Origin of the sequence: Achromobacter sp. RW408 (assembly GCF_003184165.1) — a bacterium.
Taxonomy (GTDB): Bacteria; Pseudomonadota; Gammaproteobacteria; order Burkholderiales; family Burkholderiaceae_B; genus Achromobacter; species Achromobacter xylosoxidans.
This window is the reverse complement of record NZ_QHHO01000049.1, coordinates 2,312,276-2,338,902: the sequence shown is the minus strand read 5'-3', so window position 1 is coordinate 2,338,902 and position 26,627 is coordinate 2,312,276. Positions and strand designations below refer to the sequence as shown.

19 protein-coding genes are annotated in these 26,627 nt (G+C 69.9%); 6 read left to right on the top strand and 13 right to left on the bottom strand.

What is annotated here, in order from left to right; genetic code table 11:
* Nucleotides 1-1,258: MFS transporter (locus DK459_RS30170; protein WP_110135234.1), on the top strand; the 1,258-nt coding region annotated here is incomplete at its 5' end.
* Nucleotides 1,259-1,333: 75 nt separating this feature from the next.
* On the opposite strand, the gene DK459_RS30165 is transcribed toward DK459_RS30170, so the two are convergent.
* Nucleotides 1,334-2,308: a GlxA family transcriptional regulator gene (locus tag DK459_RS30165; protein WP_006385396.1), complete on the bottom strand. Its 975-nt coding sequence runs from the start codon at nt 2,306-2,308 to the stop codon at nt 1,334-1,336.
* Between the two features lie 169 nt (nt 2,309-2,477).
* On the opposite strand from DK459_RS30165, the gene DK459_RS30160 reads away from it, so the two are divergent.
* Nucleotides 2,478-2,849: a DUF1428 domain-containing protein gene (locus DK459_RS30160; protein ID WP_006385397.1), complete on the top strand. Its 372-nt coding sequence runs from the start codon at nt 2,478-2,480 to the stop codon at nt 2,847-2,849.
* A gap of 125 nt (nt 2,850-2,974) precedes the next feature.
* Nucleotides 2,975-3,478, top strand: a complete 504-nt coding sequence (locus DK459_RS30155; RefSeq protein WP_006385398.1) for a VOC family protein — start codon at nt 2,975-2,977, stop codon at nt 3,476-3,478.
* 47 nt (nt 3,479-3,525) lie between these two features.
* Here DK459_RS30155 and DK459_RS30150 read toward each other — a convergent pair whose 3' ends face one another.
* The 3 genes from DK459_RS30150 to DK459_RS30140 form a co-directional block, all read right to left on the bottom strand.
* Nucleotides 3,526-4,038 carry a DUF1993 family protein gene (locus tag DK459_RS30150; protein ID WP_024069636.1) on the bottom strand — a complete coding sequence of 171 codons (513 nt, stop codon included), beginning with the start codon at nt 4,036-4,038 and terminating at the stop codon, nt 3,526-3,528.
* Between the two features lie 154 nt (nt 4,039-4,192).
* Nucleotides 4,193-5,260: a PHB depolymerase family esterase gene (locus DK459_RS30145; RefSeq protein WP_110135233.1), complete on the bottom strand. Its 1,068-nt coding sequence runs from the start codon at nt 5,258-5,260 to the stop codon at nt 4,193-4,195.
* A gap of 20 nt (nt 5,261-5,280) precedes the next feature.
* Nucleotides 5,281-5,463 (bottom strand): hypothetical protein, encoded by a 183-nt coding sequence (locus DK459_RS30140; protein WP_024069638.1) that lies wholly within the window; start codon nt 5,461-5,463, stop codon nt 5,281-5,283.
* Between the two features lie 277 nt (nt 5,464-5,740).
* Between DK459_RS30140 and DK459_RS30135 the strand changes: the two genes are divergently transcribed.
* Nucleotides 5,741-6,385 carry a hemolysin III family protein gene (locus tag DK459_RS30135; protein WP_045953616.1) on the top strand — a complete coding sequence of 215 codons (645 nt, stop codon included), beginning with the start codon at nt 5,741-5,743 and terminating at the stop codon, nt 6,383-6,385.
* A gap of 56 nt (nt 6,386-6,441) precedes the next feature.
* On the opposite strand, the gene DK459_RS30130 is transcribed toward DK459_RS30135, so the two are convergent.
* Nucleotides 6,442-6,720, bottom strand: a complete 279-nt coding sequence (locus tag DK459_RS30130; protein ID WP_024069640.1) for a hypothetical protein — start codon at nt 6,718-6,720, stop codon at nt 6,442-6,444.
* A 40-nt stretch (nt 6,721-6,760) separates the two neighbouring features.
* The gene (locus DK459_RS30125) at nt 6,761-6,964 is read right to left on the bottom strand and encodes a cold-shock protein (protein ID WP_006385404.1); all 204 of its coding nucleotides are present in this window, start codon (nt 6,962-6,964) and stop codon (nt 6,761-6,763) included.
* A 413-nt stretch (nt 6,965-7,377) separates the two neighbouring features.
* On the opposite strand from DK459_RS30125, the gene DK459_RS30120 reads away from it, so the two are divergent.
* Nucleotides 7,378-7,809 (top strand): hypothetical protein, encoded by a 432-nt coding sequence (locus DK459_RS30120; RefSeq protein ID WP_054436962.1) that lies wholly within the window; start codon nt 7,378-7,380, stop codon nt 7,807-7,809.
* 12 nt (nt 7,810-7,821) lie between these two features.
* On the opposite strand, the gene DK459_RS30115 is transcribed toward DK459_RS30120, so the two are convergent.
* Nucleotides 7,822-8,592 (bottom strand): helix-turn-helix domain-containing protein, encoded by a 771-nt coding sequence (locus tag DK459_RS30115; protein WP_053499912.1) that lies wholly within the window; start codon nt 8,590-8,592, stop codon nt 7,822-7,824.
* Nucleotides 8,593-8,692: 100 nt separating this feature from the next.
* Here DK459_RS30115 and DK459_RS30110 point away from each other — a divergent pair, with 100 nt between their 5' ends.
* On the top strand, nt 8,693-9,508 hold the full coding sequence (locus DK459_RS30110) for a sulfite exporter TauE/SafE family protein (protein ID WP_024069643.1): 816 nt from the start codon (nt 8,693-8,695) through the stop codon (nt 9,506-9,508).
* Between the two features lie 71 nt (nt 9,509-9,579).
* Here the strand turns inward: DK459_RS30110 and DK459_RS30105 are convergent, their stop codons facing one another.
* The 6 genes from DK459_RS30105 to DK459_RS30080 all read right to left on the bottom strand — a co-directional run bounded on the left by DK459_RS30105 (nt 9,580) and on the right by DK459_RS30080 (nt 26,602).
* Nucleotides 9,580-10,476: an alpha/beta hydrolase gene (locus DK459_RS30105; protein WP_006385410.1), complete on the bottom strand. Its 897-nt coding sequence runs from the start codon at nt 10,474-10,476 to the stop codon at nt 9,580-9,582.
* Between the two features lie 8 nt (nt 10,477-10,484).
* On the bottom strand, nt 10,485-11,096 hold the full coding sequence (locus DK459_RS30100; RefSeq protein ID WP_020928582.1) for a LysE family translocator: 612 nt from the start codon (nt 11,094-11,096) through the stop codon (nt 10,485-10,487).
* A gap of 12 nt (nt 11,097-11,108) precedes the next feature.
* A complete protein-coding gene (locus DK459_RS30095; RefSeq protein ID WP_006385414.1) occupies nt 11,109-12,254 on the bottom strand; it encodes an aromatic ring-hydroxylating dioxygenase subunit alpha in 1,146 nt (381 codons plus the stop codon).
* A 75-nt stretch (nt 12,255-12,329) separates the two neighbouring features.
* On the bottom strand, nt 12,330-13,136 hold the full coding sequence (locus tag DK459_RS30090) for an alpha/beta fold hydrolase (RefSeq protein ID WP_233256879.1): 807 nt from the start codon (nt 13,134-13,136) through the stop codon (nt 12,330-12,332).
* A gap of 2 nt (nt 13,137-13,138) precedes the next feature.
* On the bottom strand, nt 13,139-14,470 hold the full coding sequence (locus DK459_RS30085) for a hypothetical protein (RefSeq protein ID WP_070539914.1): 1,332 nt from the start codon (nt 14,468-14,470) through the stop codon (nt 13,139-13,141).
* A 93-nt stretch (nt 14,471-14,563) separates the two neighbouring features.
* The gene (locus tag DK459_RS30080) at nt 14,564-26,602 is read right to left on the bottom strand and encodes a polyketide synthase (RefSeq protein WP_233256878.1); all 12,039 of its coding nucleotides are present in this window, start codon (nt 26,600-26,602) and stop codon (nt 14,564-14,566) included.
* Nucleotides 26,603-26,627 lie beyond the last annotated feature (25 nt).

Here is a 26,627-nt window from a genome sequence, read left to right as displayed (position 1 = left end):
GATGGCGTCGCAGTTGGGCGTCGGCGCGGCCGACGTGATCGGCGTGGTCACCGTCTATCAGCTGGTCATGGTGGCGACGATGCTGCCGCTTGCCGCGCTGGCGGGCAAGATCGGGCACCGGCGGGTGTTCCTGCCTGCGCTGTGGCTGTTCCTGGCCGCCTCGGTCTGGTGCGGCGCGGCGCAGTCGCTGTGGTCGCTGGAAGCGGCGCGGGCGGCGCAGGGCCTGGCTGCCGCGGCGCTGATGGGCTGCAACATGGCGCTGGTGAGCGCCATCTACCGCAAGGAGGAACTGGGCCGCGGCATGGGCCTGAACGCGATGATCGCGGCGGCGTCGCTGGCCGGCGGGCCGGTGCTGGCGTCGGCGATGCTGACGGTGCTGAGCTGGCACTGGCTGTTCTATGTGAACGTGCCCTTCTGCCTGGTGGCGTTGATGCTGGCCGGCCGGCACCTGCCACGCTTGCCCGGCGATGGCAAGGCGCTCGACGCCGGCGCGGCCGTGCTGTGCGCGCTGGCGTTCGGGCTGGCCGTGCAGGGCCTGGAACGTGCGGCGCAACCGGACTGGGGCACGGCCCTGATCTGGGCATGTTGCGCGCTGAGCTGGGCGCTGCTGCTGCGCCGCGAACGCCTGAGCGCGCACGCGATCGTGCCGCTGGACCTGCTGCGCCTGGCGCCCTTCTCGATGGCCGTGCTGGTGTGCGTGCTGGCCTTCGCGGCGCAGGGCGCCGCCATGGTGGCGCTGCCGTTCCTGCTGAACCAGACGCTCGGCCGCGGCATCGCCGAAGTCGGGATGCTGATCGCGCCCTGGCCGGTGATGGGGGCCTGCCTGGCGCCGTTCTCGGGCAGGTGGTCGGACCGCATGTCCGCCAGCCTGCTGGGCGCGGTCGGCCTGGCGCTGCTGGCCGCCGGCCTGCTGACCGTGAGCGGGCTGCCGGCCGGCGCGCCGATGTGGGCGGTGATGCTGCCCATGGCGTTGTGCGGCACGGGGTTCGGGCTGTTCCTGTCGCCCAACCAGCGCTTCATCATGTTCAGCGTGCCGGCGCACCGCGCCAGCGTGGCCAGCGGCCTGTCCGGCCTGGCGCGGCTGCTGGGCCAGACCATGGGCGCGGCGTTCGTGGCGGCATGCTTTGCCTTCAATGCCCGCGGCGGCGCCACCTGGGCCTTGTGGGTGGCGGTGGCGTTCGCGCTGGCCGGTTGCCTGAGCAGCGCCCTGCTCGAACGCCTGGCGCGGCGGACCCGCCAGGCCCTGGCGGCCTCGTAGCGGCCAGGCCCAGGCCGGGCGCCGCGCGTTCCGGCGAACCGCGCGGCCTCCGGCTTGCGGCAACGCCGCCCGCCGTCATTGATAGCGTTCGCGGTAGCCCACCGGCGACATGCCGCAGTACTTGTTGAAGATGTCGCGAAAGGCCTTGGTGTCGTTGTAGCCGACCTCGTACATCACTTCGGCCACGCTTTTGCGCGAGCTTTCCAGGCGTTTCTTGGCGGCCTCGACCCGCACCCGCTGCACGTATTCGACGATGCTGTTGCCGGTGGCCTGGCGAAAGCGCCGCTCCAGCGTGCGGCGGCCCATGGCGTGGCGGTCGGCCAGGTCCTCGACGGTGATCTTCTCGGTGTAGCGGCTTTCGATGAAATCCTGCACCGCCCGCACCACCTGGTCGGCGTGCGACTTCTGGCCCATGAACACCGAGAACGGCAGCTGGCTCTGGCGGCTCCAGTCCAGCTGGAAGTACTTGGCGCACCAGATGGCGGTGTCGCGGTCGGTGTATTTCTCGATCAGGTGCAGCACCAGGTGCGCCGCCGAGAAGGCGCCGCCGCTGGTGTAGATGCCGTTGCCGGACTGGACCACGCGGTCGCAGCTCCAGTCGACCGACGGAAACAGGTTGGCGTACAGATTGCGCGCGGCCCAATGCACCACCGCCTGCTGGCCGTCCAGCAGCCCCCCGGCGGCCAGCAAGGCCGCGCCCAGGCACAGGCTGGCCACTTCGCCGCCGCCGCGGTAGTGGCGGGACAGCCACTCGATGAGATCGCGGTTCGACAGCACCGCGTCGGACACCGCGCCCAGCAATGGCGGCGCGATGCAGATGTCGATATCGCGGGCCTCGTCCAGCACCAGGTCGGCCTGCACGGTGATGCGGCCGTCGTCCAGGCTGACCTGGCGCGTGGCGGCCAGCGTGCGCACCGTGAAGCGCGCCGGCCGCCCCTGCGCGGCCAGGTATTCGTTGGCCACCAGAAAGCCGTGCCGGGCGGTTTCCAGCGAAGCGATATTGGCGCCGCTGGGCAGCAGGAACGCGATGTTTTTCATGCCGCCAAGCATACGCCTGCGGCCTGTCGCAATCCACCCTCAAGAATGTCGCAAACGCCTATCTGAAAGCGCCGCCGATCCCGATACAGTGACATCTGCCGGCATCGCTGCCGACATGGCCCGCGCGGACTGGCGGGTTCCGCGCCGGGGCCCACAACAACACCAAATCAAGGAGCATCAGATGGAACAGTACATAGACGGTTACCTGTTGAGCGTCCCCAAGGCCAACCTCGAGGCCTACCGCAAGATGGCCGATCTGGCCGGCTCGATCTGGCTGGAGAACGGCGCGCTGGAATATCGCGAATGCGTGGCGGACGACATCGACGGCGAAGGCTTCGGCTCGTTCAGCGCCGCGGCCAGCGCGCGCGAAGGCGAGACGGTGGTGTTCTCGTGGATCGTGTTCACCAGCAAGGCCGAGCGCGACCGCATCAACGCCAAGGTCATGGCCGACCCGCGCCTGAACAGCGTGTCGTGCGAAGGCGTGTTCGACTTCAAACGCATGTGCTGGGGCGGATTCACCACGCTGGTCGGCAAATCGGCCCGCGCCCAGTAAAAAAAACCGGACGGCGTGTCGATCCCGGCGGCCTCCGTTCGTCGTAGGACAAGGACGGGCAGGTTCGCGCAGGCGCGCCGCCCCTTCCACGAGCAACTTTCATCCAGGAATTTCGGAGACACATCATGGCGACCCCCGCAAAGCAGGCGATTCCCGACGGCATGCACACTCTGACCCCGCACATCGTGTGCGAAGGCGCCTCGGACGCGATCGCGTTCTATCGCAAGGCCTTCGACGCGCAGGAACTGGCGCGCCTGCCCGGTCCAGGCGGCAAGGTGATGCACGCGGCCATCCGCATCGGCGATTCGGTGGTGATGCTGATGGACGATTTTCCCGAGTGGGGCAGCCTGGGACCCAAGGCGCTCAAGGGCACGCCGGTGACCCTGCACCTGTACGTGGAAGACGTCGACGCGGCAATCAAGCAGGCGGTGGCGGCGGGCGCGCAGGTCACCATGCCGGCGGCCGACATGTTCTGGGGCGACCGCTACGGCCAGGTGGTGGACCCGTTCGGCCACCGCTGGTCCATCGCCACCCACAAGGAAGACCTGACGCCCGAGGAGATCCAGGCGAACATGGCCAAGATGGGCCCGATGGAAGGCTGCGGCGATCCGGCCCGCAAGCCGGGTTGAATGGCAATGCGCGGTCGGCGGCGCGCCGCCGGCGCGCGCGCCCGGCGTCAGGCCGGGTATGGACCCAGGTAGTCCAGCTTGCCGATCGGCACGCCGGCGTGGCGCAGGATGTCGTAGGCGGTGGTGATGTGGAAGTAGAAGTTCGGCAGCGCGAACGTCAGCAAGTAGGCGTCGCCCTGGAATTCGGGCTTGAACTCGCCGAAGCTGAGCGTGATCCTGCGGTCTTCGGCGCCGTCGAGCTTGTCGGCCGGCACCGAACGCAGGTAGGCAATCGTGTCGGCGACGCGCTGCCGCAGCTGCTCGAAGGTGGTTTCCTCGTCCGGAAAGCGCGGCGACTCGACCTGCGACAGGCGCTGCACGGCAAACTTGGACGCGTCGCTGGCGCGTTGCACCTGGCCGGACAAGGGATACATGTCCGGCGCCAACCGGGCATTGACCAGCTCGGCGGGATCGATGCCATTGGCGGCCGCGTGCGCCGCGCCTTTTTCCAGCAATGTGGCCAGGACGCTCAGGCCGCGAATGAAGACAGGCACCGAGGCCTGGTAAATGGACAGGGACATGATGGGAAGTTCCGAATAGGCTTGCCTGGCCGGCGACCGGAACGGCGCCGGGGATCGCGGGCGTGCCGCGATGTTACCGCCGCGCCATGGCACGCGCGCGACGGGCGAGGCGACATGTCTGTTTCCGTTTCCTGAACAATGGCGCCAACAGGTCCTAGGAAGACACGAGCACGCGCCGCTGGCCCTGGAAGAAACGCCAGGCCAGCGCCGAGGCATCCGGCCCGCTGCGCGCGTGATAGCGCACCGAGGCATCGCCGCCGCTCCATCCATGCTCGACCCGCGTGATCTCGCACAACCGCAGCACCACCTTGCGGTTGCGCAGCAGGTCGACGCGGCGGTAGGCCTTTTCGGTCCCCAGGCCGAGCACGCGCTCGACGGTGGGCTCGTCCGGCGCCAGGCCATTGACCGCGCGGAACTGCTCGAACAACTGCCGGGCGTTGCGCGGCGCCACCGCCGGATCCATCTGCCCGTGCAGGATCATGGTCGGCATGCCCAGCTGGAACAGCGCCGGGTCGGCCACGGCCTGCACCAGCGGCAGCAGCGGCCTGAGCGTGCCGCGGCGCATCGTGTGCAGCCCGGCCGTGGCGCTGTGCGCGTCTCCCACCACCGGCCCGGAATGCATGGCCAGCGCGGCGATCAGCGCGGGGTGGCGCAGCGCCACCAGCGCCGCCATGCCGGCGCCCGCCGACAGGCCGGCGATGTAGACACGTTGCGGATCCAGGCCATGGCGCGCCACCTCGGCCCGGATCAAGGCGGCGATCAGGTCGGCCTCGGCGCCGCCATGCAGGGAATCGGGCTGGAACCAGCGCCAGCAGCGCTGCACCTGCCGCGTCATCGACTGCTGCGGATACAGCACCATGAAGCCGCCCGCGTCGGCCCATTGATTCATGCGCGAGCCGCGCGCGAACGCCAGCGCGGTCTGGCGGCAACCATGCAGCATCACCACCAGCGGCATGCCCTGGCGCGGCGCGGCCGGCGGGGTATAGCGGGCGAACGTGAGGCGCCGCCCATGGGCGTCGGAAAACTGCCGCGAGGCCTCCCAGCGGCCACCGCCCAGGTTGGCTGCCGCGGGGCTGGCCGCGCCGGAACGGACCACGGCCTGGCGCGCCGGGGCGGACCGCTTGCGGGCGCGCCGGGGCGCGGCCATGCGCAAGGCCGCGCGCTGGATCTTGCTCAGCTTCTTTGCGGCATTGAAAAAGAGATGGGTCAGACTGCGCGCCATGGTTCGGGCTGGAAATCCCGTCAGAACCGGCCCGGCGGGATCGCCGCGCTGCCGGTCAACAGGTCCAGACAGGACACCAGCGCCACCGCGATCGTGATGAGGGAAAGTACCTTGAGGACTTTGCTGGTGCCAGGCTGGGTCAACATCGCGGTCATGCGCGTGATGATATACGCCCCAACCATCAGGCCGATTGCCGGAATCATAGAAGAGCCTCCCCTTGAAGAGTCTTGCGGGCCCGCCGGATGCGCTGCCCTCGATAACGCCATGCAGCAAAAGCGCCGCCTCTGCGGGCGGCTGATCGAGCGTGTGAAATGTATCACACAGTAACTTTCCATCGATGCTCCTGAGGCATGCCGGCGGCGATGCGGTTTGCAGAAAATCAAGCCATCCCCCCGCGCGCGGCGGTCCGGCTTGAGGTGGCGGCCCAAAACCCTTATGGTGGAAACCCTGAGAATCCAAGCCACGCGCCGCCAGCAAACCATGTTCCCGAACGACCGCCGCCAGACCCTGGGCGAAGAAATCGCCAACACCATCAGCCACGGCCTGGGCGCGGCCGGCGCGCTGGCCGCCGCCCCCATCCTGATCGTCGCCGCCGCGCGCCAGGGCGACGCCGCCTTCATCGCCGGCGCGGCGGTGTTCGCCGCCAGCATGTGCCTGCTGTACCTGGCCTCCACCATCTACCACGCGCTGCCCGAAAACCGCGCCAAGCGCCTCTTCAACGTGCTCGACCACTCGGCCATCTACCTGTTGATCGCCGGCACCTATACGCCGTTCGCGCTGGGCGCGCTGCGCGGGCCGTGGGGCTGGACGCTGTTCGGGCTGGTGTGGGGGCTGGCCCTGCTGGGCGTGGGCCTGAAAGCCAGCAAGCGGCTCAACCGGCCGGCGATCTCCACCGGACTGTACCTGGCCATGGGCTGGCTGGTCATCATCGCCGTCAAGCCGCTGCTGGAACGGGTGCCCGAGGGCGGCCTGTGGTGGCTGGTGGCGGGCGGACTGGCCTACACCGGCGGCGTGGTGTTCTTCGTGTTCGACAACCGCTGGCGCTATGCGCATTTCGTCTGGCACTTGTTCGTGCTGACGGGCACGGTGTGCCATTTCTTCGCGGTGCTGTGGTACGCGGCGTAGGCAGCGCGGCCCCGCCGCGCCGGTCGGCGCGATCGCGGCTGGTTACGAAGGCGGGCCTACCGTTGCAGCGCCGCGCTGGCGGAGCGCGCGTGGCTGTCCACCAGCAAGCGGCCATGGTGGATGGCCGCATCCACCGCCATGACGGGGCTGGAGACAGAGCCGCCTGATGCGAACAAGGGCACCACGACGTGGTGGTCGTTGCGGCGATCCTGTTCGGCGGCCAGCTCCACCGCCACGGTCGCGGTGAAAGCGGGCCTGCCGCTGCCATCCACGGAAATGCGGGAAACATTGGCGGTCAGCCGGTAACCCTTGTAGACCATGTTGTTATGAAACATGTTCGCTCCCATCCGAGATACGGGCCGTGGGGGCCTGCGCTCACATTGCGCGAATCTGCGTTGCGTGAGGGCCTTTCGCGCCTTGCGCGGTGACGTAGCTGACGCGCTGATTCTCGACCAGAGCCTTATGGCCGTCGCCGACGATTTCAGAAAAATGCGCGAACAGATCCTTGCCGCCATTTTCGGGCATGATGAAGCCAAAGCCCTTGGCGTCGTTGAACCACTTCACGATTCCGGTTTCCATATTTCCACTCCTTGCATGACGGGCGCTGCCCGAGAAAGAGCCAGTCAAGGAAAGGATAGCGAACAATGAGGCGCCCCTGGGAGGGTGCGATACCGGACGAAAATCACGATGCTCGAACAGCTTCAATCGACTATGGGTGCCCAGCCCCGGAAAGTCAACGGGTGTTTCCAATTAGGGCGGCCGTGATGTCCTGAATCACTTTCGTGGCGGGAGACGCCGTCAGCGCGCGAGAAAGCGCGTATCCTGCGGACATGGTGCTTGAACGCGCGTCACCTCGCCGTATCGCCATACAGGAGGACGACGCCCATGCGCCATGACCACAGCAAACACGCGGCGCCCGCCGCGCATCGCACCCCCCCGCGCTCCCCGGCGCAATCGTTCCAACCGCTGCGCGCGCCTGTCGCGGAGCGCACGTGAGCGTCATCAGAAGGTCCATCGCCAGATTCGCCAACGCCTGCGTGAAACTGCTCCCGCCGGCGACGCCGCCGGACCCCGCCACTCGGCCGGCCGCGCCGCGCGACCATGCCGCAGTGGCCTCGCCTTGGCGCATCTACCGCATCTACGCCCGCCCAGGCCACTTGCTGCTGCGCGACGAACATGGCCGCATCCTCGATCTCGGGGTGATGAAGGGGGTCGAACCCAACCTGACCTACCGGTTGTTCGCGCGCGGCCTGCAGGGACGCGGATTTGCCAACCGCACGCAGTTGCTCGATGACATCGCGCGGCGCATCGAAGCGGGCGAAACCGGCAACGAATTGCTCAAGCTACCAGACTGGAGCCAATCCCTGGGCGCGGACCTGGACCGTGGCACGCACACCGACGTGTCGATGAAGCTGCGGCGCTAGCGTCCGCGTCATTCACTCGGGCTGTTGCAGGTAGCCGGTGGGCGGACGGCCCAGCACGCGCCGGAACATGGTCGAGAATGCCGCCGGGCTCTGGTAGCCGAAATCCAGCGCGATGGCCGTCACCGGCGTGCCCGCCGCCAGCCGCGCCAGCGCCAGCACCACGCAGGCGCGCTGGCGCCAGGCCGAGAACGCCATGCCGGTCTGCTGGCGGAAGTGGCGGCTGAAGGTGCGCGGGCTCATGTGCAGGCGCTCGGCCCAGGCCTCGGGCGACTGGCGCACGTCGGGCGCGGCGATGAAGGCGCGGCACAGCGGCGCCAGGCGCTTGTCGCGCGGCAGCGGGATGTGCAGCGGCAGCACCGGCGCGCGCGCCACTTCGTGCAGCAGCAGCGCCGCCAGCGCGCCGTCGCGGCCGGCCACGTCGTAGCGCGCCGGCATGTCCACCGCGGCCAGCAGCAGCTGGCGCAGCAGCGGCGACACTTCCACCACTTCGCAGGCCGTGCTGGCGGCACGCGCCGCGCCCGGCTCGATGTAGGCGCTGCGGGTGCTGACGTCCTGCATCCGCACCTGGTGCGCCAGCCCGGCGGGAATCCAGACGGCGCGCTGCGGCGGCACCACCCAGTTGCCGTCGCGCGTGGCCACGTGCATGACGCCGGTGGCGCCGTACAGCAGCTGGGCGCGGCGATGCGTGTGCGCCGGCAGCAGATGGCCGGGCGGATAGTCGTTGCCGATGGCGACCACCTCGCGGTCCAGGCGGTCGTGCAGGTCGATGTGAGTGTTGCGCATGGCGGGATTGGCCGGAATGCGAACATTATTGTCCAATCCTCGAAAGCGAGCCACCGCGCCCCGCCCTATCGTGGCGTTTTGCCCGGAAAGGACGTTTGCGATGTTGTATGTGACCCTGGCGCTGTTTGGCGCCCTGAGCGGCGTGACCACGGTGCTGTTCGGCTTCGGCGGCGGCTTCGTGGTGGTGCCGGTGCTGTATGGCGTGCTGACCGCCACCCACGGCGCGCAGGACGCCATCGGCCAGGCCGCGATGCACATCGCGGTGGCGACCTCGACCTGCGTGATGATCGTCAACTCGGTGGCCGCCACCCGCAAGCACCAGCGCGCCGGCAACATCGTGCGCGCCTATGTCTGGCCGCTGGCCGGCTTCATCGGCGTGGGCGCCTTGCTGGGCGCCTGGGCCGCCACCCGCGCCAGCGGCGACGTGGTGCGCTATGCCTTCATCGCCTACCTGGCCGTGACCATCCTCGACTGCCTGCTGCGCCAGGGCTTCATGGCGCGCCACGAGGCGCAAGCGGCTCGGCCGCTGGGCCAGGGCGTGACCGTGGGCGGCGGCGTGGTGATCGGCGTGATCGCCACCTTCCTGGGCGTGGGCGGCAGCGTGATGACGGTGCCGCTGCTGCGGCGGCGCGGCCTGGCCATGGCCAAGGCCGCGGCCATGGCCAATCCGCTGACGCTGCCGGTGGCCATTGTCGGCACGCTGGCCTACATGGCGGCGGCGCGCGCGCTGCCCGCGCCGCTGGCGCCGTGGATCATCGGCTACGTGGACCTGCTGGCCTTCGCGGCATTGGCGCTGGGGTCGCTGGCGGGGATCCGCCTGGCGGCGCCGCTGATCCCGCGCATCCCGGACCGGCTGCATGCGCGGGTGTACGTGGCGCTGCTGGCGCTGGTGCTGCTGAGCATGGCGCTGGCCTGAACGGCCGCGCGGCCCGTCCGACGCGCCGTGCCGCGGGCCGCCCCGGCGTTCCGCCAAGCGCCAGGGCGACGCTATTGCGCGGCGAAAGCCGCCACCTGCGCCACCAGCGCGGGATCGCGCAACGCGCGGGTGTGTCCCATCTTCTCGGTGGCCACCAGTTCGGCGCCCGGCCAGGCCTGCGCCAGCACGGCGGCATCCTCGTAGGGGCTCTCGCGGTCCGCACGGTCGTGGACGATCAGCAGCGGCGTCGTCATGGACGGCGCCAGCCGCGCCGGCTCCATCTCGGGAAAGGTGATGCCGAGCCAGTCCTGGGCGCGCTTGAGCACCAGCGGCATGACCTTGGGCGGCAGGTTCATCATGCGCCGCGAATATTCCCAGACGCTGTCGTAGCGGCTGACCGGCCCCAGGAACACCGCGCGCTCGACGGTAAAGCCACGCGACAGCGCAAAGGTGACGGCGGCCGCGCCCAGCGAATGCGCGATCACGCCATGGAACGGTCCGTAGGCCTGGGCGGCGTGGGCCACGCAGGGTTCGAAGTGGCGCACCGAGGCCTGCTTGCCGGTGGAGCGGCCATGGGCCGGCATGTCGATGGCCACGACCTGGCAGCCGCGCTGGCGCAGCGGTTCGACGTAGGCCGTCATCTGCGCGGCGTCGCCGCCCCAGCCATGCACCAGCAGCACGCGCGGGCCGCTGTCGCCCCAGACGTAGTAGTAGACGGTCTGGCCGTCGATCTCGTGCGGCTCGGCGCGCGCCTGCGCCAGCACGCTGCGTCCGGGTTCGGAGGGTTTGAGCCGTGTGGGCGTGAACAGCAACTTCTGCACCACCTTGGCGGTGGCGCCCGGCGCCACGGTGCCGGCAAAGCCGAACACGGCGCCGATGGCGCTGGCCAGGAAGGGTTTCTTGCGAGGCTTGCGCGCGGCGCCCGTGTCGGCGGCGGCAACGGCGGAGAGCTTGTTTTCAGTCGTCATACGTCGTTTCATCCTGGTAGCAGAGACAAGCGAACGGCGGACCCAACAATCGATACAGAGAATACCCCGATTACCAGCGCGGCGGTGCGCTGCAATCGTTCCGGGTTGATGAAGCCGATGCGCTGCCCGGCGAGCACGGCGCCGAACTTGATCCACAGGAACGCGATCGGCGCCAGCAGGCAGATGAACTGCGCCATCGCGGCCAGGTAGCCCGGCATGTGCTCGAACGCATGCGGCGGGAACAGCGTCGACGCGAACACCAGGCCCTTGGGGTTGAGCAGCGTGGCGATGAACAGCGCGTAGGGCCCGATGGGCTCTTTGCGCGTCGTCACATCCTCGCCCGCCGCGCACCAGATCCTGACCGCGACGTGGGCCAGGTAGAGGCTGCTGGCCACGCGCACCACGATGCCTATCCAGGGATAGACGGCCTGCGCCGACGCCAGGAACAGGCCCCACGCCGTGATGCCGACCAGGTAGCCGGCCAGTTCGAAACCCACCAGCGGCGCGGCGCGGCGAAACCCCTGCGCCAGCCCCGCGGCCGCCAGCAGGGTGTTGGTCGGACCGGGCGTGAGCAGGATGGCGGCCGTGCCCAGGACGAAGACCCAATCAATGCCGGTCATGGCGCGGCTCCGTCAGGCGGTCACGCGGTCGATGTTGTGCTGGAACATGCCCAGCAGCCCCTCTTCGAGCCCCAGCGTGTGCTGCGGGTTGGCACCGCAATGCAGGCCGGCCTGCACGCCTTCGACGATGCCGAAGTCCTCGCGATGGAACACCGCGTCGATGTTGCCGAAGCGCTGCGCCAGCGTCGCCTGCCCTTCCTCGCCGGCGTAATCGGCCTCGCGGTACAGCATGTCGTGGGTCCAGATGGTCTTGTCGGGCGCGATCGGATAGAAGGAATTGAGCGAGACGATGTTGGCGTGGTTGATCAGGAAGGTATTGGGAAACAGCGTGTAGAACACCGACGCATAGTCCAGGATGCGCCACGACTGTGGGTCGGCGGCGGCCGCGTCCATCAGGTTGGTCTTGGCCGCGGCGATGCGGATGTGCAGGCCGTGTTCGAAGTGCGCGATCACCCCTTTCTCGAACACCGGGCCGATGGTGTTCTTGTGCAGGATGGGCACGTGGTAGCGCTCCAGGTAAGTCTTGAGCAGCAGCTTCCAGTTGGCGTTCAGGGTGCTGACCTTGCGGCTGTGCAGGGAAAGTTCGTCGAGCTTGAAGCCGGCGATCTCCTCGCTCATGTCGGCGCCCAGGCTGGCGTCCAGGTCGATGGTCGCGCCCGGCGTCGGATGCAGCCAGACCAGCCCCGAGCGCTCGGTCACCGCCAGCTCCACCAGCTTGTGCTTGCCGCAGTCCAGGTCGGGGAAGTTATAGGGCTTGGTCACGCCCTTCAGTTCGCCGTCCAGGCCGTAGACCCAGCCATGGAAGGGACAGGTGAAGAACTTCAGTTCCTTCTCATTGCCCGACACCAGGCGCGCGCCGCGATGGCGGCAGACGTTGAGGAAGGCGCGCAGCGCGCCGCCCTTGTCGCGCACCACCACGAACGGCAGTCGGTCCCACGGGCTGAGCAGGTAGGAGCCCGGCTCGCGCACCTGGGTCGAGGCGCCCACCACCAGGGGATAGTCGCGGAAGGCCGTTTCCAGTTCGCGCTCCAGCACGGCGTTGTCCATATAGACGCTGGCCGGCACTTGCACCACCCGGCCCAGCATGTCCTCGTCGCGGTCCACTTCGCGCAGCTTGAACATCTTGCGCAGGGTTTCTACTTGCGTCGCGTGTTTCATCTGAGATCCCAAGTCCTGTCAAAAGCGTTTTATGGAAAAAGACGCCCCGGCCCCGCCGGCGCCGGGGCGGGCCGCTCATGCCGCGGCGGCCACCGGCACCTCCCGCAGATAGGCGCCGACCCGCTTGCCCACGGCGGCCAGGCCCAGGATCTCGAAGTGGCCCGCGCCATCGACGATCTCCAGCGTGGCGCCGGGCCACGCGTCATACAGTTCCTGCGCATGCGCCGGCGGCACGAAGTCGTCCTGGGCGCCGTGGATGACCAGGCCGGGCACGTCGAGCGCGCCGGCGATGTGCCGGGGCGCATAGTCGGTCCACAGCGAGGCGCCGTAGCGCCGCTCCAGCTCGGTGCACAGCCGGGTCTCGACCGCAGCGTCGAGCTGGTTGAGCTGGACGAACTTCTCGACCAGGAAGCGCGTGGTGGACGGCGTCGAGATCGAGACGAAGGCATCGGCGCGGAACCCCTGGTGCATGGCCGACAGCGCCCACAGCCCGCCCAGCGAATGGCTCACCACCGCGTGGATGTCGCCCACCCGGGCGCAGACCTTGCGGATGAAGTCGCGCACCTGCACCGGGTCGGTGCCGCTGCCCGCGGCCTCGCCATGCGCCGGCATGTCGAACAGCACCACCTCGTAGCCCAGGTCCAGCAACTGCTCGGCGATCGGCACCATGCTGCCCAGGTGGCTGTGGATGCCGTGTGCCAGCACCACGGTGGGGCCGGCGCCGCGCCGGTAGTACTTGTAGACGCCGCCGTCGGCCTTCACCGAGAACGACTGGCAGCGCCCCAGGAACGCGCGGGTGAAGGCGTCATACGGCACCCGCGTGATGGCGAAGTACTTGTCGAGGATGGCGGCGAAGGCCGGATCTTGCGAGGTTTCCGCCATCATCAACTCCCCGCCATCGCCGCCAGGCACTGGCGCGCGCGCTCCGGCAACACGTATTCGCCGTCGCGCTCGATCCGCTCGTACAGGCGCTCGACCCGCTCGTAGTGCGCGTCCAGGTTCTGGTCGAGCAGATGATGGCGGGTCTTGTTGTAGACGCCGAACTGCAGGTCGGTCAGCAGCTCGAACGGGTTGATGTGGCCGTAGGGCGTGCCGAAGATCATCTTCAGGAATTCGTCGATGTCGTGGTAGCCCAGCGCGGTCAGCAGGAACTCGATGCCGGCGCGCTTGCGCTTGGTCTGGTAGGCGCGTTCCTTGGGGTCGACGATGAAGTCCAGGCCGCTGGTCATGCCCGCCGGATACTCCACCTTGGAGAAGCAGCGGAAGTCGATGGTGACGCGGTCCTCGGTGGCCTGCGGCAAGGTGCTGTCGGCGTGGGCGCGGTAGTTGTCGAAGAACAGCGCCTGGCCCACCTTGGAGTCGCAGAACCAGCCGGACGAGGGCTTGTCGGCGTATTTCTTTTCCCAGTACTTGGCCATCAGGAAGTCGCGCACCGTGGGCAGGTCGATTTCCGACAGCAGCCCTTCGGTGTACAGGTACAGCGCCTTGTCGACGGCGGCGCGCTCCTCGGCGTCCAGGTCCATCTCCAGCATCTTCATGTAGACGAAGTTCAGGTTCGGGGCCTCGACCTCGGCGTCCTCGAAGATGACGAAGGGCTGGCGCGTGATCGGCGTCGGCGTCAGGGCGGTGTGAAAGCTCTTGTAGTGCTTGGGAAAGCCCAGGCCCTTCTTGACCAGCGACGGGATCTGCAGCGCGATGCCGCTGGCCGAATGGGTGCCGTAGGGCTTCTTGCCGGCGGGCACCACGAAGGCATTGACCACGGTGGTGGCCGCCTGCGGGAAGTGCTCCATCACCTTGTCCTGGTTGTCGTCGTAGAAACGCTTGGCCGAGGGGATGAAGAGCGCGCTGTTCTCGAACATGGTGGACAGCGGGAAATAGGTGCCCACGGAGGTGTCCGAGAACGTGCCCGCCACCTTGGCCTGCAGGCGCAGTTCGCGGCGCAGCTTGCCGGCCAGGTCGGCGTCCACGTTCATCTGGATGACCTGGGTGGGCTGGTGCTCGGGATAGAAGCAGCAGGCGTTCAGCGCGCGGTTCGGCGGCAGGCGCGAGGCCACGGCGGCCGGATCGACGGTGTAGCGGTCCAGCACGCGCACCAGGTGGCGGGCGTGCACGCCGGCCGCCTCGTTCAGGAACGTGCCGGTCTTCTGCCAGATGCCGGTGCCCTGGGCTTCGGGGGCGGCGGCTTGTGGTTGCTCTTGCAATTCGAGGGTAGTCATTCAAATCCTCCACGGGTCGTGGAAATCGGTCTGAGGACGCCGCCCGGCGGGCAGCGCCTGCATGGCGCTGCCCCGGCGGCGGGTCGAACTTGCTCAAGCCGGCTGGGATACCGGCGACAACTCCTGCGCTTGCGCGGCGGCCGGCGCGGCGGCCAGGATGCGTTCCACATACGGCCGGACGTGCCGGGCATCGACCGGCGGGCAGGGATAGACCTCGCCGCCGAACACCTGCCGGCCCACCGGGAAGCAGTCGAACATCTGCTCCAGGTCGCTCTGCACGCCCAGGCCGTCCAGCACCGCCGCGATGCGCGCGATGGCGCTCCTGGGGTTGGCCTGCGCATACGCCAGGGCTTCCTCCCGCCACTGCTCGAACGGCAGGCTGCCGACCTGCGCGCCGGCGCCGCGGATGTGCTGCACCAGGCTGTTGAAGCCAGGCGCCTGCGGGTTGGCGAAGTCGTAGTCCTGGCCGATGCGGTCCTGGTCGCGGATCATGACCTGGGCGATGACCCCCGCCAGGTAGTCCACCGGCAGCACGCCGCCGATGTCCGAACCCAGCAGCGGGAAACTGCCCATGGCGATGCAGCCCGAGATCAGGTTGTGCAGGAAATCGCCGCGATCGAGCCGGAAATGGCCGCTGCTGGCGCTGGCGCCGACGAACGGCAGGCGGTAGATCGAGGCCTTGGCCCCGCGCCAGCGCGCCGCCGCCACCATCTGCTCGGCCATGTACTTGGAGCTGAGGTAGCCGTACTCGCGTTCGTCCTTGGACACCTCGTAGCCCAGGTAGCGCGGCAGCGTGGCGGCGGTCGAGACGAAGTGCACCGCCTTGCCGCGGCCGCGCGAGGCCAGCCGCAGCACCTCGTGCGTGCCCACCACGTTGGGCGCCAGGTAGTTGTCCAGCGGCAGCATCCAGTCGACCAGCGCGCCCGAATGGCAGATGGCATCCACCTGGTTCGCCAACTGGTCGAACTCGTGCTCGGACAGGCCGAACAGCGGCTGGGTCAGGTCGCCGACCACCGGGTTCAGCAGCGCCGCGTACTCCGGCTTCCAGAGATCGTATTTCTGCAGGATCTCCACCTGCCGCGCCATGGCCTTCTCGGCGTCGTCGGCCCGCACCAGGCAGTAGGCGATGATGTTGGCGCGCAGCAGCTCGTGCAACAGGAAGGCGCCGACAAAGCCGGTGGAGCCGGTGACGAACACCGCTTCGGGCTCGGCCTCCATCGCCAGCACGTTGTCGAACTGCAGTTCCGGCTCCAGGTAGCCGCGACGCGCCACGCGGTCGTCCAGGCGACGGCCGCCGGCCGCCTCCTTCGCCGCCGCGCCAGCCTCGGCCGGGGCCTCCTGGCTGTCCAGCCCCGCCTCGGTCAGCTTCTCCAGCAGGAACTGGCTCAGCGCCCGCAGGTTGGGATGGTCGAAGGCGATCTTGGCGGGCAGCGCCAGGCCGGTCATGTCCGAGAGCTGATTGCGCAGCAGCACGGCGGTGAGCGAGTCGATGCCGATATCCTGCAGCGGCAGGCTGACGTCCACGTCCTCCGGCGAGGCGAACTCCAGCGCCTTGGCCACCTCGGCGCGCACCGCCTCCAGCACCGCGGCCTCGCGCTGTTCGACCGCGGTCTCCACCAGCAGCTTGCGCAGGCCGGCGCCGCCGCCCGCGCCACCGCCCGCGCCGCGCCCGCCCGCCGCGCGGCTGAACAGCTCGCGGTACAGGGCCGGCGCGCTGCCGCCGTTGTTGTCCTCCAGCGTGCGCTGCAGGCGGCCCAGGTCGAGCGCGGCGGCCACGGCCATCGGCGCGTCGCTCATCACGGCGGCCTCGAACAGGTCCAGCGCCTCGGTTGGGCCCAGCGCCTCCATGCCCTGGCGGCTGAAGCGCGTCTTGTCGGCGTCGCTCAGGCGCGCGGCCATGCCCTGCCCGTCCCAGGCGCCCCAGGCCACCGAAGTCGCCGCCAGGCCCTTGGCGCGGCGATGGTGCGCCAGCGCGTCCAGGAAGGTATTGGCGGCGGCGTAGTTGCCCTGGCCTGGCGCGCCGGTCACGCCGGAGATCGACGAGAACAGCACGAAGAAGTCCAGCGGCAGGTCCTGCGTCAGGCGATGCAGGTGCCAGGCGCCGTCGACCTTGGGCGCGAACACGGTGTCGAAGCGTTCCGGCGTCTGGCCGGCGAGCATGCCGTCGTCCAGCACCCCGGCCGCGTGCACCACGCCGCGCAGCGGCCGGTCTTCGCCAAACTCGCCCATGACCCGTTGCAGGCCGTCGGCGTCGGCCGCGTCGCACGCCACCACGGTGGCGCGGGCGCCCAGTTCGGCCAATTCGGCGACGAAAGCCTCGGCATCCGGCGAACGCATGCCGCTGCGCGAGGTCAGCACCAGCTCACGCACCTGGTGGTTCTGCACCAGCCACTTGGAGACGTAGCGGCCCAGCCCGCCCAGGCCGCCGGTGACCAGCACCGCGCCGTCCGGATCGACCATGCCGCGGCGCTGCGTCGGCACCAGCACCACCTTGCCCACGTGGCGGGCCTGCGCGATGAAGCGCAGCGCGTCGGACGCGCTGTCCAGCGGGAAGGTGCGCAGCGGCAGCGGCTTGAGCTTGCCTTCGGCGAACAGCGCGGCGATCGCGCCCAGCATTTCCTGGATGCGCTCGACGCCGGCCTCGGGCAGGTTGTAGACGCGGTAGGTCACGCCCGGATGATTGGCCTCGACCCAGGCCTGGTCGCGCAGGTCGATCTTGCCCATCTCCAGGAAGCGGCCGCCCGGCTTGAGCATGGCGAAGCTGGCATCGATGAACTCGCGCGCCAGCGAGTTGAGCACGATGTCGAAGCTGCGGCCCGGCGCCGTTTCGGCGAAGGTCTGCGCGAAGTCCAGGCTGCGCGAGGTGCCGATGTGATCATCGGCCAGCCCCAGCTTGCGCAGCGCCGGCCACTTCGGTTCGCTGGCGGTGCCGTAGACCTCGGCGCCATGCAGCAGCGCCAGTTGCACCGCCGCCATGCCGACGCCGCCGGCCGCGGCATGCACCAGCACGCGCTCGCCCGGTTGCATGTTGCCCAGCACGTGCAGGCCGTACCACGCCGTCAGGAAGGTCATGGGGATGGTGGCCGCTTCCTCGAAGCTGAGATTGTCGGGCTTGGCCACGACCTGGCGCGCGTCCACCACGATGGAGGAACCGAAGGCGCCGCGCGCCAGCCCCAGCACCGGGTCGCCCGGCTTGAGGTGCTTGACGGCGCTGCCGACTTCCGTGACCACGCCGGCGAACTCCAGGCCCAGCGCCGGAATCTCGACCATGCCCAGGGCGTTCAGCACGTCCAGGAAGTTCACGCCGGTGGCCTTGACCGCGGCGCGGATCTCGCCCGCCGCGAGCGGCTCGTCCACCAGCGTCTTGACCGACAGCGGCTGGTCCAGGCGGCCCTTGGTGGCGATCTCCAGGCGCCAGTTGCCCTCGGCCGGCAACACCAGGCCGGCGTTGGCGGGCGCCTTCTTCAGGCGCGGCGCCAGCACCTTGGCGCCGCGCAGCGCGCACTCGGGCTCTTCCGCCAGCGCCAGCGCGGACGCCAGCGTGTCCAGGTCGGCCGCGGTCTCGCCCAGGTCGACGATGCGCAGGGCCAGTTCCGGATGCTCGTTGCGCGCGGTGCGCAGCAGGCCCCACAACGGGCTGGCGCCCAGGTCGGACACCGGATCGTCGCTGCTGGTGCCGACGGCGCCGCGCGTCAGCCAGATGACGGGCTTGGCGAAGCCGGCCAGCGCCAGTTCCTGCACCTGCACCAGCGCGCTGGCGGCCTGGCGGTGCGACGACTCGGCCACCTGGCCATCGCCGCCCCACAGCTGGATCACGCCATCGCAGGCCTCGGCCTCGCTCAATCGGGCGATGTCGACGACCTGCGCGCCGGCCTGCATGAGGCGCGAACGGACCTCATCGGCCCAGGGCGCGTCGGCGCCGCCCAGCAGGCCCCAGGTGCCGCCGAACACGGCCTCGGGCGCCTCGACCGGCTGCCATTCGGTGCGGAACAGGAAGCGGTCGACCCCGGCCGCCGCCAGGCGCCGCAGCGCCGCGCGGTCGATGCGCCGCGCATGCAGGCGCTGCAGCCGGCCCACGTGCTCGCCACTGGTGTCGTACAGGTCCAGCGAGGCCCAGAACTCGCCCTCGCCCAGCTCGAACTCCGCCACCTTGACCCACACTTCGGCCAGGCCGTCTTTCCAGACCGACAGGCGCTCGGCCTCGAACGGCACGAACACGTCATCGCCCACCTGCGCTTTCAGGCGCTGGGTCAGCAGCAGCGAATGCATCGACGAATCCAGCAGCGCGGGGTGCAGCCCGTAGCGGATGGCCGACGACGCGGCCGCTTCCGGCAGCGCCACCCGCGCCCAGACGTCGCCGTCGACGTGCCAGGCGGCATTGATGCCCTGGAACGTCGGGCCGTAGCCGTAGCCCAGTTCATGCAGATCCTGGTAGAGCGCGGTCACGTCGATCGGATCGCCATCCGGCGGCGGCAACTCGACCGAATCCTGGCGCGCGGCCTGGGCCGGCACCAGCTTGCCTTCGGCATGCAGCTGCCATTCGCCGTCCTCGTCCGACTCCGGCGCGCTGTAGACGTGCACGGTGCGGGCGCCGCCCGATTCCGCGCCCACGGTGATCTGCATGCGCAGCGATACCCCGGGCGCCAGCACCATCGGCGCCAGGATGATCACGTCGGCCAGGTCCCACTGGCCCTTGACCTGCCGGCCCGCGGCGCGCATGGCCTCGAAGAACGCCGTGCCCGGCATCAGCACCGCGTCCATCACCTGGTGCTCCTGCACCCAGGCCGGCTCGTCGGCCGCCACCACGGTCGTGAACATCGTCATGTCGGTGCCGGCGATCTGCACGCCGCCGCCCAGCAACTGGTGATTGGCGTCGTTCAGGCCGGCGCCGACCGTGCGCGTGGGCATGGGTTCGAGCCAGTAGCGCTCGCGCTGGAAGGCGTAGGTGGGCAGCTTGACCCGTTCGCCGCCATACGGGGCGAAGAAGCCGCGCCAGTCCACCGGCGCGCCCAGCACGTGCAGCTCGGCCAGGCCTTTCTGCATGGTCTGGGTCTCGTCCTTGGCCGGGTTGAGCGAGGCCACCCAGGTCACCGGGCCGTCATCGGCCAGGCAGGCCGCGCCCATGCCGGACAGCACCGGCTGCGGACCCAGTTCCAGGAAGGCGTTGATGCCCTGCTGGTAGAGCGTGCGCATGCCGGCGTTGAAGCGCACCGCCTGGCGCGCCTGCTGCACCCAGTATTCCGGCTGGGTCATCTCGCCGCGCCTGGCCAGCTCGCCGGTCAGGCTGCTGACCAGGGCCAGCTTCGGCGTGGCGTAGTCGAGCGACTGCGCCACCTGGCGGAAGGTGCCCAGCATCGGCTCCAGCAGATGCGAGTGGAACGCGTGCGAGACCTCCAGCCGCTTGGCCTTGCGCTGTTGCTGCTTGAAGTGCGCCACCACCTTTTCGATGCTGTCGATGTCGCCGGACACCACCGTCTGCTGCGGCGCGTTCAGGCCGGCCAGCGAGACACGGGCGGCCAGGCCGAGCGCGGCCAGCGCCGTCTCGACCTCGTCGGCGCTGGCCTCCAGCGAGGCCATGCCGCCACCGGCGGGCAGCGCCTGCATCAGGCGGCCGCGCGCGGCCACCAGGCGGCAGGCGTCGTCCAGGTCGAACACCCCGGCCGCATGGGCCGCGGCGATCTCGCCGATGCTGTGGCCCAACAGCAGCTCGGGCTGCACGCCCCAGCTTTGCCACACCCGCCACAACGCCACTTCCAGCGCGAACAGGGCCGGCTGGGTGAAGTCGGTGCGGTTGAGCAAGGCGGCCTCGTCGCTGCCGGTCTCGGCGAACATCACCTCCAGCAGCGGCTTTTCCAGCGTGGTGAAACGCTGCGCGATCTCGTCCAGCGCCTGGCGAAAGACCGGGTTGGACTGGTACAGGCCGTGACCCATGCGCGGCAGCTGGCTGCCCTGGCCGGTGAACAGCAGGGCCAGGCGGCATTCGCGGTCGCGGTCATCGACCATGCTGACCGCGCCCGCCGGCACCTCGCCGGTGCGGCCGTACGAGGCCAGCGCGTCCAGCAGGTCGGACTTGCCCTTGGCGAACACCACCAGGCGCTTGCGGAAGTGCGTGCGGGTGGTGGCCAGCGAATAGGCCACGTCCAGGAAGCGGTCCTGGATGTTCATGCCCATGTGCAGGTGCAGCTTGTCGGCCTGCGCCCGCAGCGCGGGCACGGTGAAGGCCGACAGCACGAACGGCAGCGACTCGGGCGTGGCCGCAGGCTTGGCGGCGCGGGCCGGCGCGGCGGCCTTGGGCGGCTCTTCCACGATGACATGGGCATTGGTGCCGCCGATGCCGAACGAGCTGACGCCGGCGCGGCGCGGCCGTTCGCCCGCCGGCCACGGCTGCTCCTGCTGCACCAGCGCCATCTGCGCCGCGGCCCAGTCCACCGCCGGGGTCGGCTCGACCACGTGCAGCGTGATGGGCAGCTTGTCATGATGCATGGCCAGCACCGCCTTCATGACGCCCGCCAGGCCGGCCGCCGCCTGGGTATGGCCCAGGTTGGACTTGACCGAACCGACCCACAACGGCCGCTCGGGCGTATGGCTGCCGCCGAACACCGCCGCCAGGCCATTGCCCTCGATCGGGTCGCCGAGCTTGGTGCCGGTGCCATGCGCTTCCAGGTAATCGATGTCGGAAGGCTGCAATCCGGACATGGCCAGCGCCTGGCGGATCACGCGCTGCTGCGCCGGGCCGCTGGGCGTGGTCAGGCTGGCGCTATGGCCGGCGTGGTTGACCGCGGTGCCGCGCAGGACGGCCAGGATCGGATCGCCGTCGCGCTGGGCGTCCGACAGGCGCTTGAGCACCACCACGGCGGCGCCTTCGCTCCAGCCGGTGCCGTCGGTGCTGGACGAGAACGACTTGCAGCGGCCGTCCGGCGACATGCCGCGCAGGCGGCTGAATTCCACGTGCAGGTCGGGCGACAGCATCAGCGTCACGCCAGCCGCCACCGCCAGGTCGCATTCGCCCTGGCGCAAGGCATTGCAGGCCAGGTGGGTGGTGACCAGCGACGAAGAGCAGGCGGTGTCCACCGTCATGCTCGGCCCTTCCAGGCCCAGCACGTACGAGACCCGGCCGGACATGGTGCTGCCGGCCGAGCCGGTGCCGACGTAGCCGTCCAGGTCGGCCAGGCCGCCGGCCAGCGCCAGGCCGTACTCGTGGTAGCCCTTGCCGATGCCGACGAACACGCCGGTCTGGCTGCCGCGCAACTGGTCCATCGAATAGCCGGCCAGCTCGATCGCCTCGGAGGTGACTTCGAGCATCATGCGTTGGGCGGGGTCGAGCGCCCGCGCCTCGCGCGGCGAGATGCCGAAGAATGGCGCGTCGAACAGGTCGATCGGCGTCACGAAGCCGCCGCGCATGCAGTACGACTTGCCGCGCGCGTCCGGGTCGGCGTCGTAGATGGCGGCCGCGTCCCAGCGTTCCCTGGGCACTTCGACGATGCCGTCGCCGCCGCGCTCGAGCAGGTTCCACAGGTCTTCGGGGCTGTTGACGTTGCCCGGCAGGCGGCAGGCCATCGAGACGATGGCGATGGGTTCGTCGGCCAGGGCATTGCGGCGCTTGGGCGTGTTGAGCGCGGCCTTCTTGTTGCCGGCCAGATGCGCGGCCAGGTCCTTGATGGTGAAATGCTCGTACAGCGTCGAGGTCGACACGTTGCGGCCCAGCAGCTTCTGCAGCTCGGCCTGCACCCGCACCACCCGCAGCGAATTGCCGCCAATCTTGAAGAAGCTGTCGTGGATGCCGATGCGGTCATGGCCCAGCACTTCGGCCCAGACCGCCTGCAACTGCTGTTCCAGCTCATTGGTGGGCTGCACCGCCGGCTCCAGCATCACCTCGGTGGGTTCGGGCAGCGCCTTGCGGTCGATCTTGCCGTTCGGCGTCAGCGGGAACTCGTCCAGTTCGACGAAGAAGTCCGGAATCATGTAGCCCGGCAGGCGCGCTTCCAGCCAGGGCCGCAGCACGCGTTGCAGCGCGGGGCGCGGCGGCGCGCCGGCCGCGGGCTGGTTGGCCCATTGCGCCAGCGCATCGCGGTCGAGCGCCTGGGGCGCCTGCCAGCCCAGGTCGGGCTGTTCGCCGGCCTGCCAGAACACCGCGTCGAACGCCCAGATGTCGCGCGCGCGGCTCGGCAGCATGACCATGCGATAGCCGGCCGCCTCGGCCGCCTGCGCCAGGTCGCGCGGGTCGACCCACTGGCCCGGCCCGGCCGTGGCCTGCGCCTGTAGCACATGGCCCACGCGTTGGTGCACGTCGGCCAGGCGGCCGTTGGGAATATTGGCGATGGTCAGCGACTTGCCGCCCTTGCCCAGGCGCCGCGCCAGCTCCGGCAGGTCGAGTCCATCTCGGCCCCAATCGAGCGCCGTCATGGCCCGCGACCTGGCGCGGCCGGAAGCCGGCGCGCCGACGTGCAGGATCACGTCGAAGCGAAAGCGCGACATCTCGTTGACGTAGGCGCCGTCGCGCAGCAGGATTTCAACGCGCGAGATCTGCGGGTACAGCGCCGGCAGGTTGGCGAAGAACTCGGGCGCCAGCACCAACTCGCGTTCCGCGCGCAGGCCGCGCTGCGCGCGCCGCCGCAGCTCGTCGGGAGACAAGCTGCACAGGCCCTGGAAGTTGGCCACGTCGGCATGGAATGCCTCGAGCAGCGCCAGGTCGCGCACGTCGCCGACGAAGATGCGGCCCTCGGTCACGGCCTGGGTGGCCCAGTCCAGCACCGACAGCAGATAGCCGGCGCTGGGGAAGTACTGCGCCACCGAGTTGATGACCACGGTGTCGAAGCTGCCCGGCTCCACCTCCGGCAAATCGTTGGCCAGGCGGTGTTCGCACGAGGCCTGCGGCAGGCCGCCCAGGTGGCGGTTGATCTGTTCCACCGCCTGGCTGGAGGCGTCGATGGCCCGGTACTGGGCGACCTTGGGCGCGACGCCGAACAGCACCAGGCCGGTGCCCGAACCGATCTCGAAGACGCGCTCGGGGCCGGTGGCCAGGATGCGGTCGACAGTGCGTTGCTGCCAGTCGCGCATTTCGTCGGCGGCGAACGGCAGGCCGTCGTAGCTGTTGTGCCAGCCGGCGGTGTTGAAGGTGGGATCGGCCGCGCCGGGCTCGTAGGCCCGGTCCCAGACATCGCGCCATTCGGTCACGGCGGTGGTCTCGGCGCGGCGGTCCTGCGCGGCGCTGGCCGGCGCGCTGTTGCGCAGGCAGTAGGCGACCAGCTGGTCGTTGCGGCCCACCACCACGGCGCGGCCGATGTCTTCGTGGCTGGCCACGGCGGCCTCGACCTCGCCCAGTTCGATGCGGAAGCCCCGCAGCTTGATCTGGCCGTCGTTGCGGCCCAGCACCACCAGCTTGCCCGGCTCCTTGAAGCAGGCCAGGTCGCCGGTGCGGTACAGGGCGCCGGGCGCGAACGGGTTGGCGCCGAACTGCGCCGCCGTCTGCGCCGGGTCCTTGTGATAGCCGCGCGCCACGCCGGCGCCGCCGATGCACAGCTCGCCGGCAAAGCCGGCCGGCACCGGCGCCAGGTTGGCGTCCAGCACGTACAGCTGGGTGTTGGCGATGGGCAGGCCGATGACGATGTCCTCGCCCGGACGCACCTGCCAGACGCTGGACCACACGGTGGTCTCGGTCGGGCCATACATGTTCCACACCGACTCGGCGCGCGCCAGCAGCTCGTCGGCCAGCGCGCGCGGCAGCGCTTCGCCGCCGCACAGCAGGCGCTTGAGCGCCACGGCGCGCGGCCAGCCCGATTGCAGCAACAGCTGCCAGGTGGTGGGCGTGGCCTGCATCATGGTGACGGCGTGGCGGCGCATCAGGTCCAGCAGCGTCTGGCCGTCCAGGCTTTCCTGCTGGCGCGCGATCACCACGCTGGCGCCGCTGATCAGCGGCAGGAACAGTTCCAGCGCCGCGATGTCGAAGGAAATCGTGGTCACCGCGAGCAGGCTGTCGCCGGCGTCGCAGCCGGGCGCGGCGCGCATCGACAGCAGGAAGTTGCCCAGCGCGCCGTGGGTGACTTCCACGCCCTTGGGCTTGCCGGTGGACCCGGAAGTGAAGATGACATAGGCCAGGTCGTCGGCCTGCGCCGAGGACGGCGCATTGGCGCTGTCGTCGCCGGCCTGGGCCAGGGCCGCGCCCAGATCCAGGCAGCGCTCGGCCCAGGCGCTCAGGCTGGCGTCGCGCGCCGCCGGCGGCGCGATCAGCAGCGCCGGCTGGGCGGCCTCCAGCATCTGGCGGATGCGCTCGGCCGGGAACGCCATGTCGACCGGCACATAGGCGGCGCCGGTCTTGAGCACGGCCAGCAGCGCCACGACCATGTCGATGGAACGGTCCAGGCATACGCCCACCAGCTGGCCGCGGCCAATGCCCTTGCCGCGCAGCACGCCGGCCACGCGGTTGGCGGCGGCGTTCAGTTCGCCATACGACATGGACTGGTCGGCGCAGCGCAGCGCCACCCTGCCCTCGTGCTGGACCGCGGCGTGCTCGAACAGTTCGTGCACCACCGCGCCGAGCGTGGCGGTATCGCCGGTGGCGTTGAACTGCTCCACCAGCGATTGCCGCTCGCTCGCCGACAAGGCCTCGACCTCGCCCAGCTTGCGGTCGGCCGACGCCGGCAGGCGGCGGCACCAGTCCGCCACCTGCGCGGCCAGCTGCGCCGCGGCGCGGCGCGTGATCTTGCGCGGATTGAAATGCAGTTCGAAGGCTTCACTGCCAGCCAGCAGCACGAACTCCAGCGCCGGACGATCCTCGTCCGCCGCGTAGGCCGCGGGCACCTGGCTGGACACGAGCACGTCCGGCGTCAGTTCACCGCGCGCATGGCGGGCGGCCAGCGCCGCGTCGCGGCCGATCAGGTCGCGCCGGATCAGGCCATGCTCGCGCGCCTGGCCCAAGGCCCCGGCCACGGCGTCCAGGTTGCGCGACACCGGCGCCGCCGGGTCCATTTGCGCCAGCACCGGCGCCCAGGCGCAGAACACATCGCGGCACTCCGGGTCCACATCTGTGCGCGGCAGCGCCACCGCCAGGTGGACGTCGGCCGCGCCCGAGGCGCGCGCCAGGAAGGTGCACAGGCCGCCCGCGGCCTGCTCGATGAAGGCCTGCTCGCGCCCGGCGCCCTGCGGCGCGGCGGGCAGCTTGCCCACGATAGGCGCCGTGTTGGTCTCGGGGGCGGTCGGCCGCGCATACGGCAGGCGGTACGGTTGCCAGGCGGCCCACTGGCCGCGCCAGTAGGCGGCGGAACCCGACGCCGCGGTGCCGGCGGCCGTGACCTGGGCGCGCACCTGCTCGCTGGCCGAGGCCAGGCGCGCGCCCGCCCGCAGGCTGCCGGCGCTGGCCAGGTCGGCGATGGCGACGTCCTCGCCCTCGAGCGTGCACAGCGCTTCCAGGCGCAGCACGCGATTGCCGGTGGCGATGCTGGCGCCGAAGGCATCCACCGCCACCACATCGCCCGGCGCCGCGCCCGCGGCGCGCGCCTCGACGCTGACCTTGCGCACGGCCAGCACACGGCCATCGATCAAGGCCTTGGGCCATACCAGCGGGCTGCTGAAGGGGCCGTGGTCGGTGGCGCGCACCATGGCGGCGATCTGCTCGGCGTCCTGGTGCCAGTCAATCAGGCCTTCGGCCGAAAATTGCGAATGGCGCGAGAAATAGCGGCGCCGCGACAGGTCCTGCGGCGTCTCGCGCTCGCGGCCGGCGGCCAGGTCGTCGACCAGCGCGCCGAAGCTCTGGATGGCGGTTTCGTCGCACTTCAGGCCCAGCGACAGGGCCGTGTCTGTCGATTCGATCGGCACCGCGACGCGCTTGAGGATGCCGCCGCCGTCGATGATCTCGCCGATGCGGTGCCAGGTGATGGCGTAGTCGGTGGCGCGGTCGTACACCGCCCAGGCCGGCACGTGCAGGCCCGAGTATTCCGGCAACGGGCCATAGTGGTAGTTGATGCTCATGCGCCGCACGCGCTCGAGCAGCGCATCGGGGATCACCGAGTAGTTGCCGATACTGAAGAGGATGTCGGCCGACAGCCGGGATTCCGGCTTGACCGCGTCGTCCAGCGCGTACTGCGGGATGCCGGCCTTGGCGGCCCACGCGCGCACGGTCAAATCGGTGGAAATCACTGCCTGTATGCGGTGTCCCTTTGCC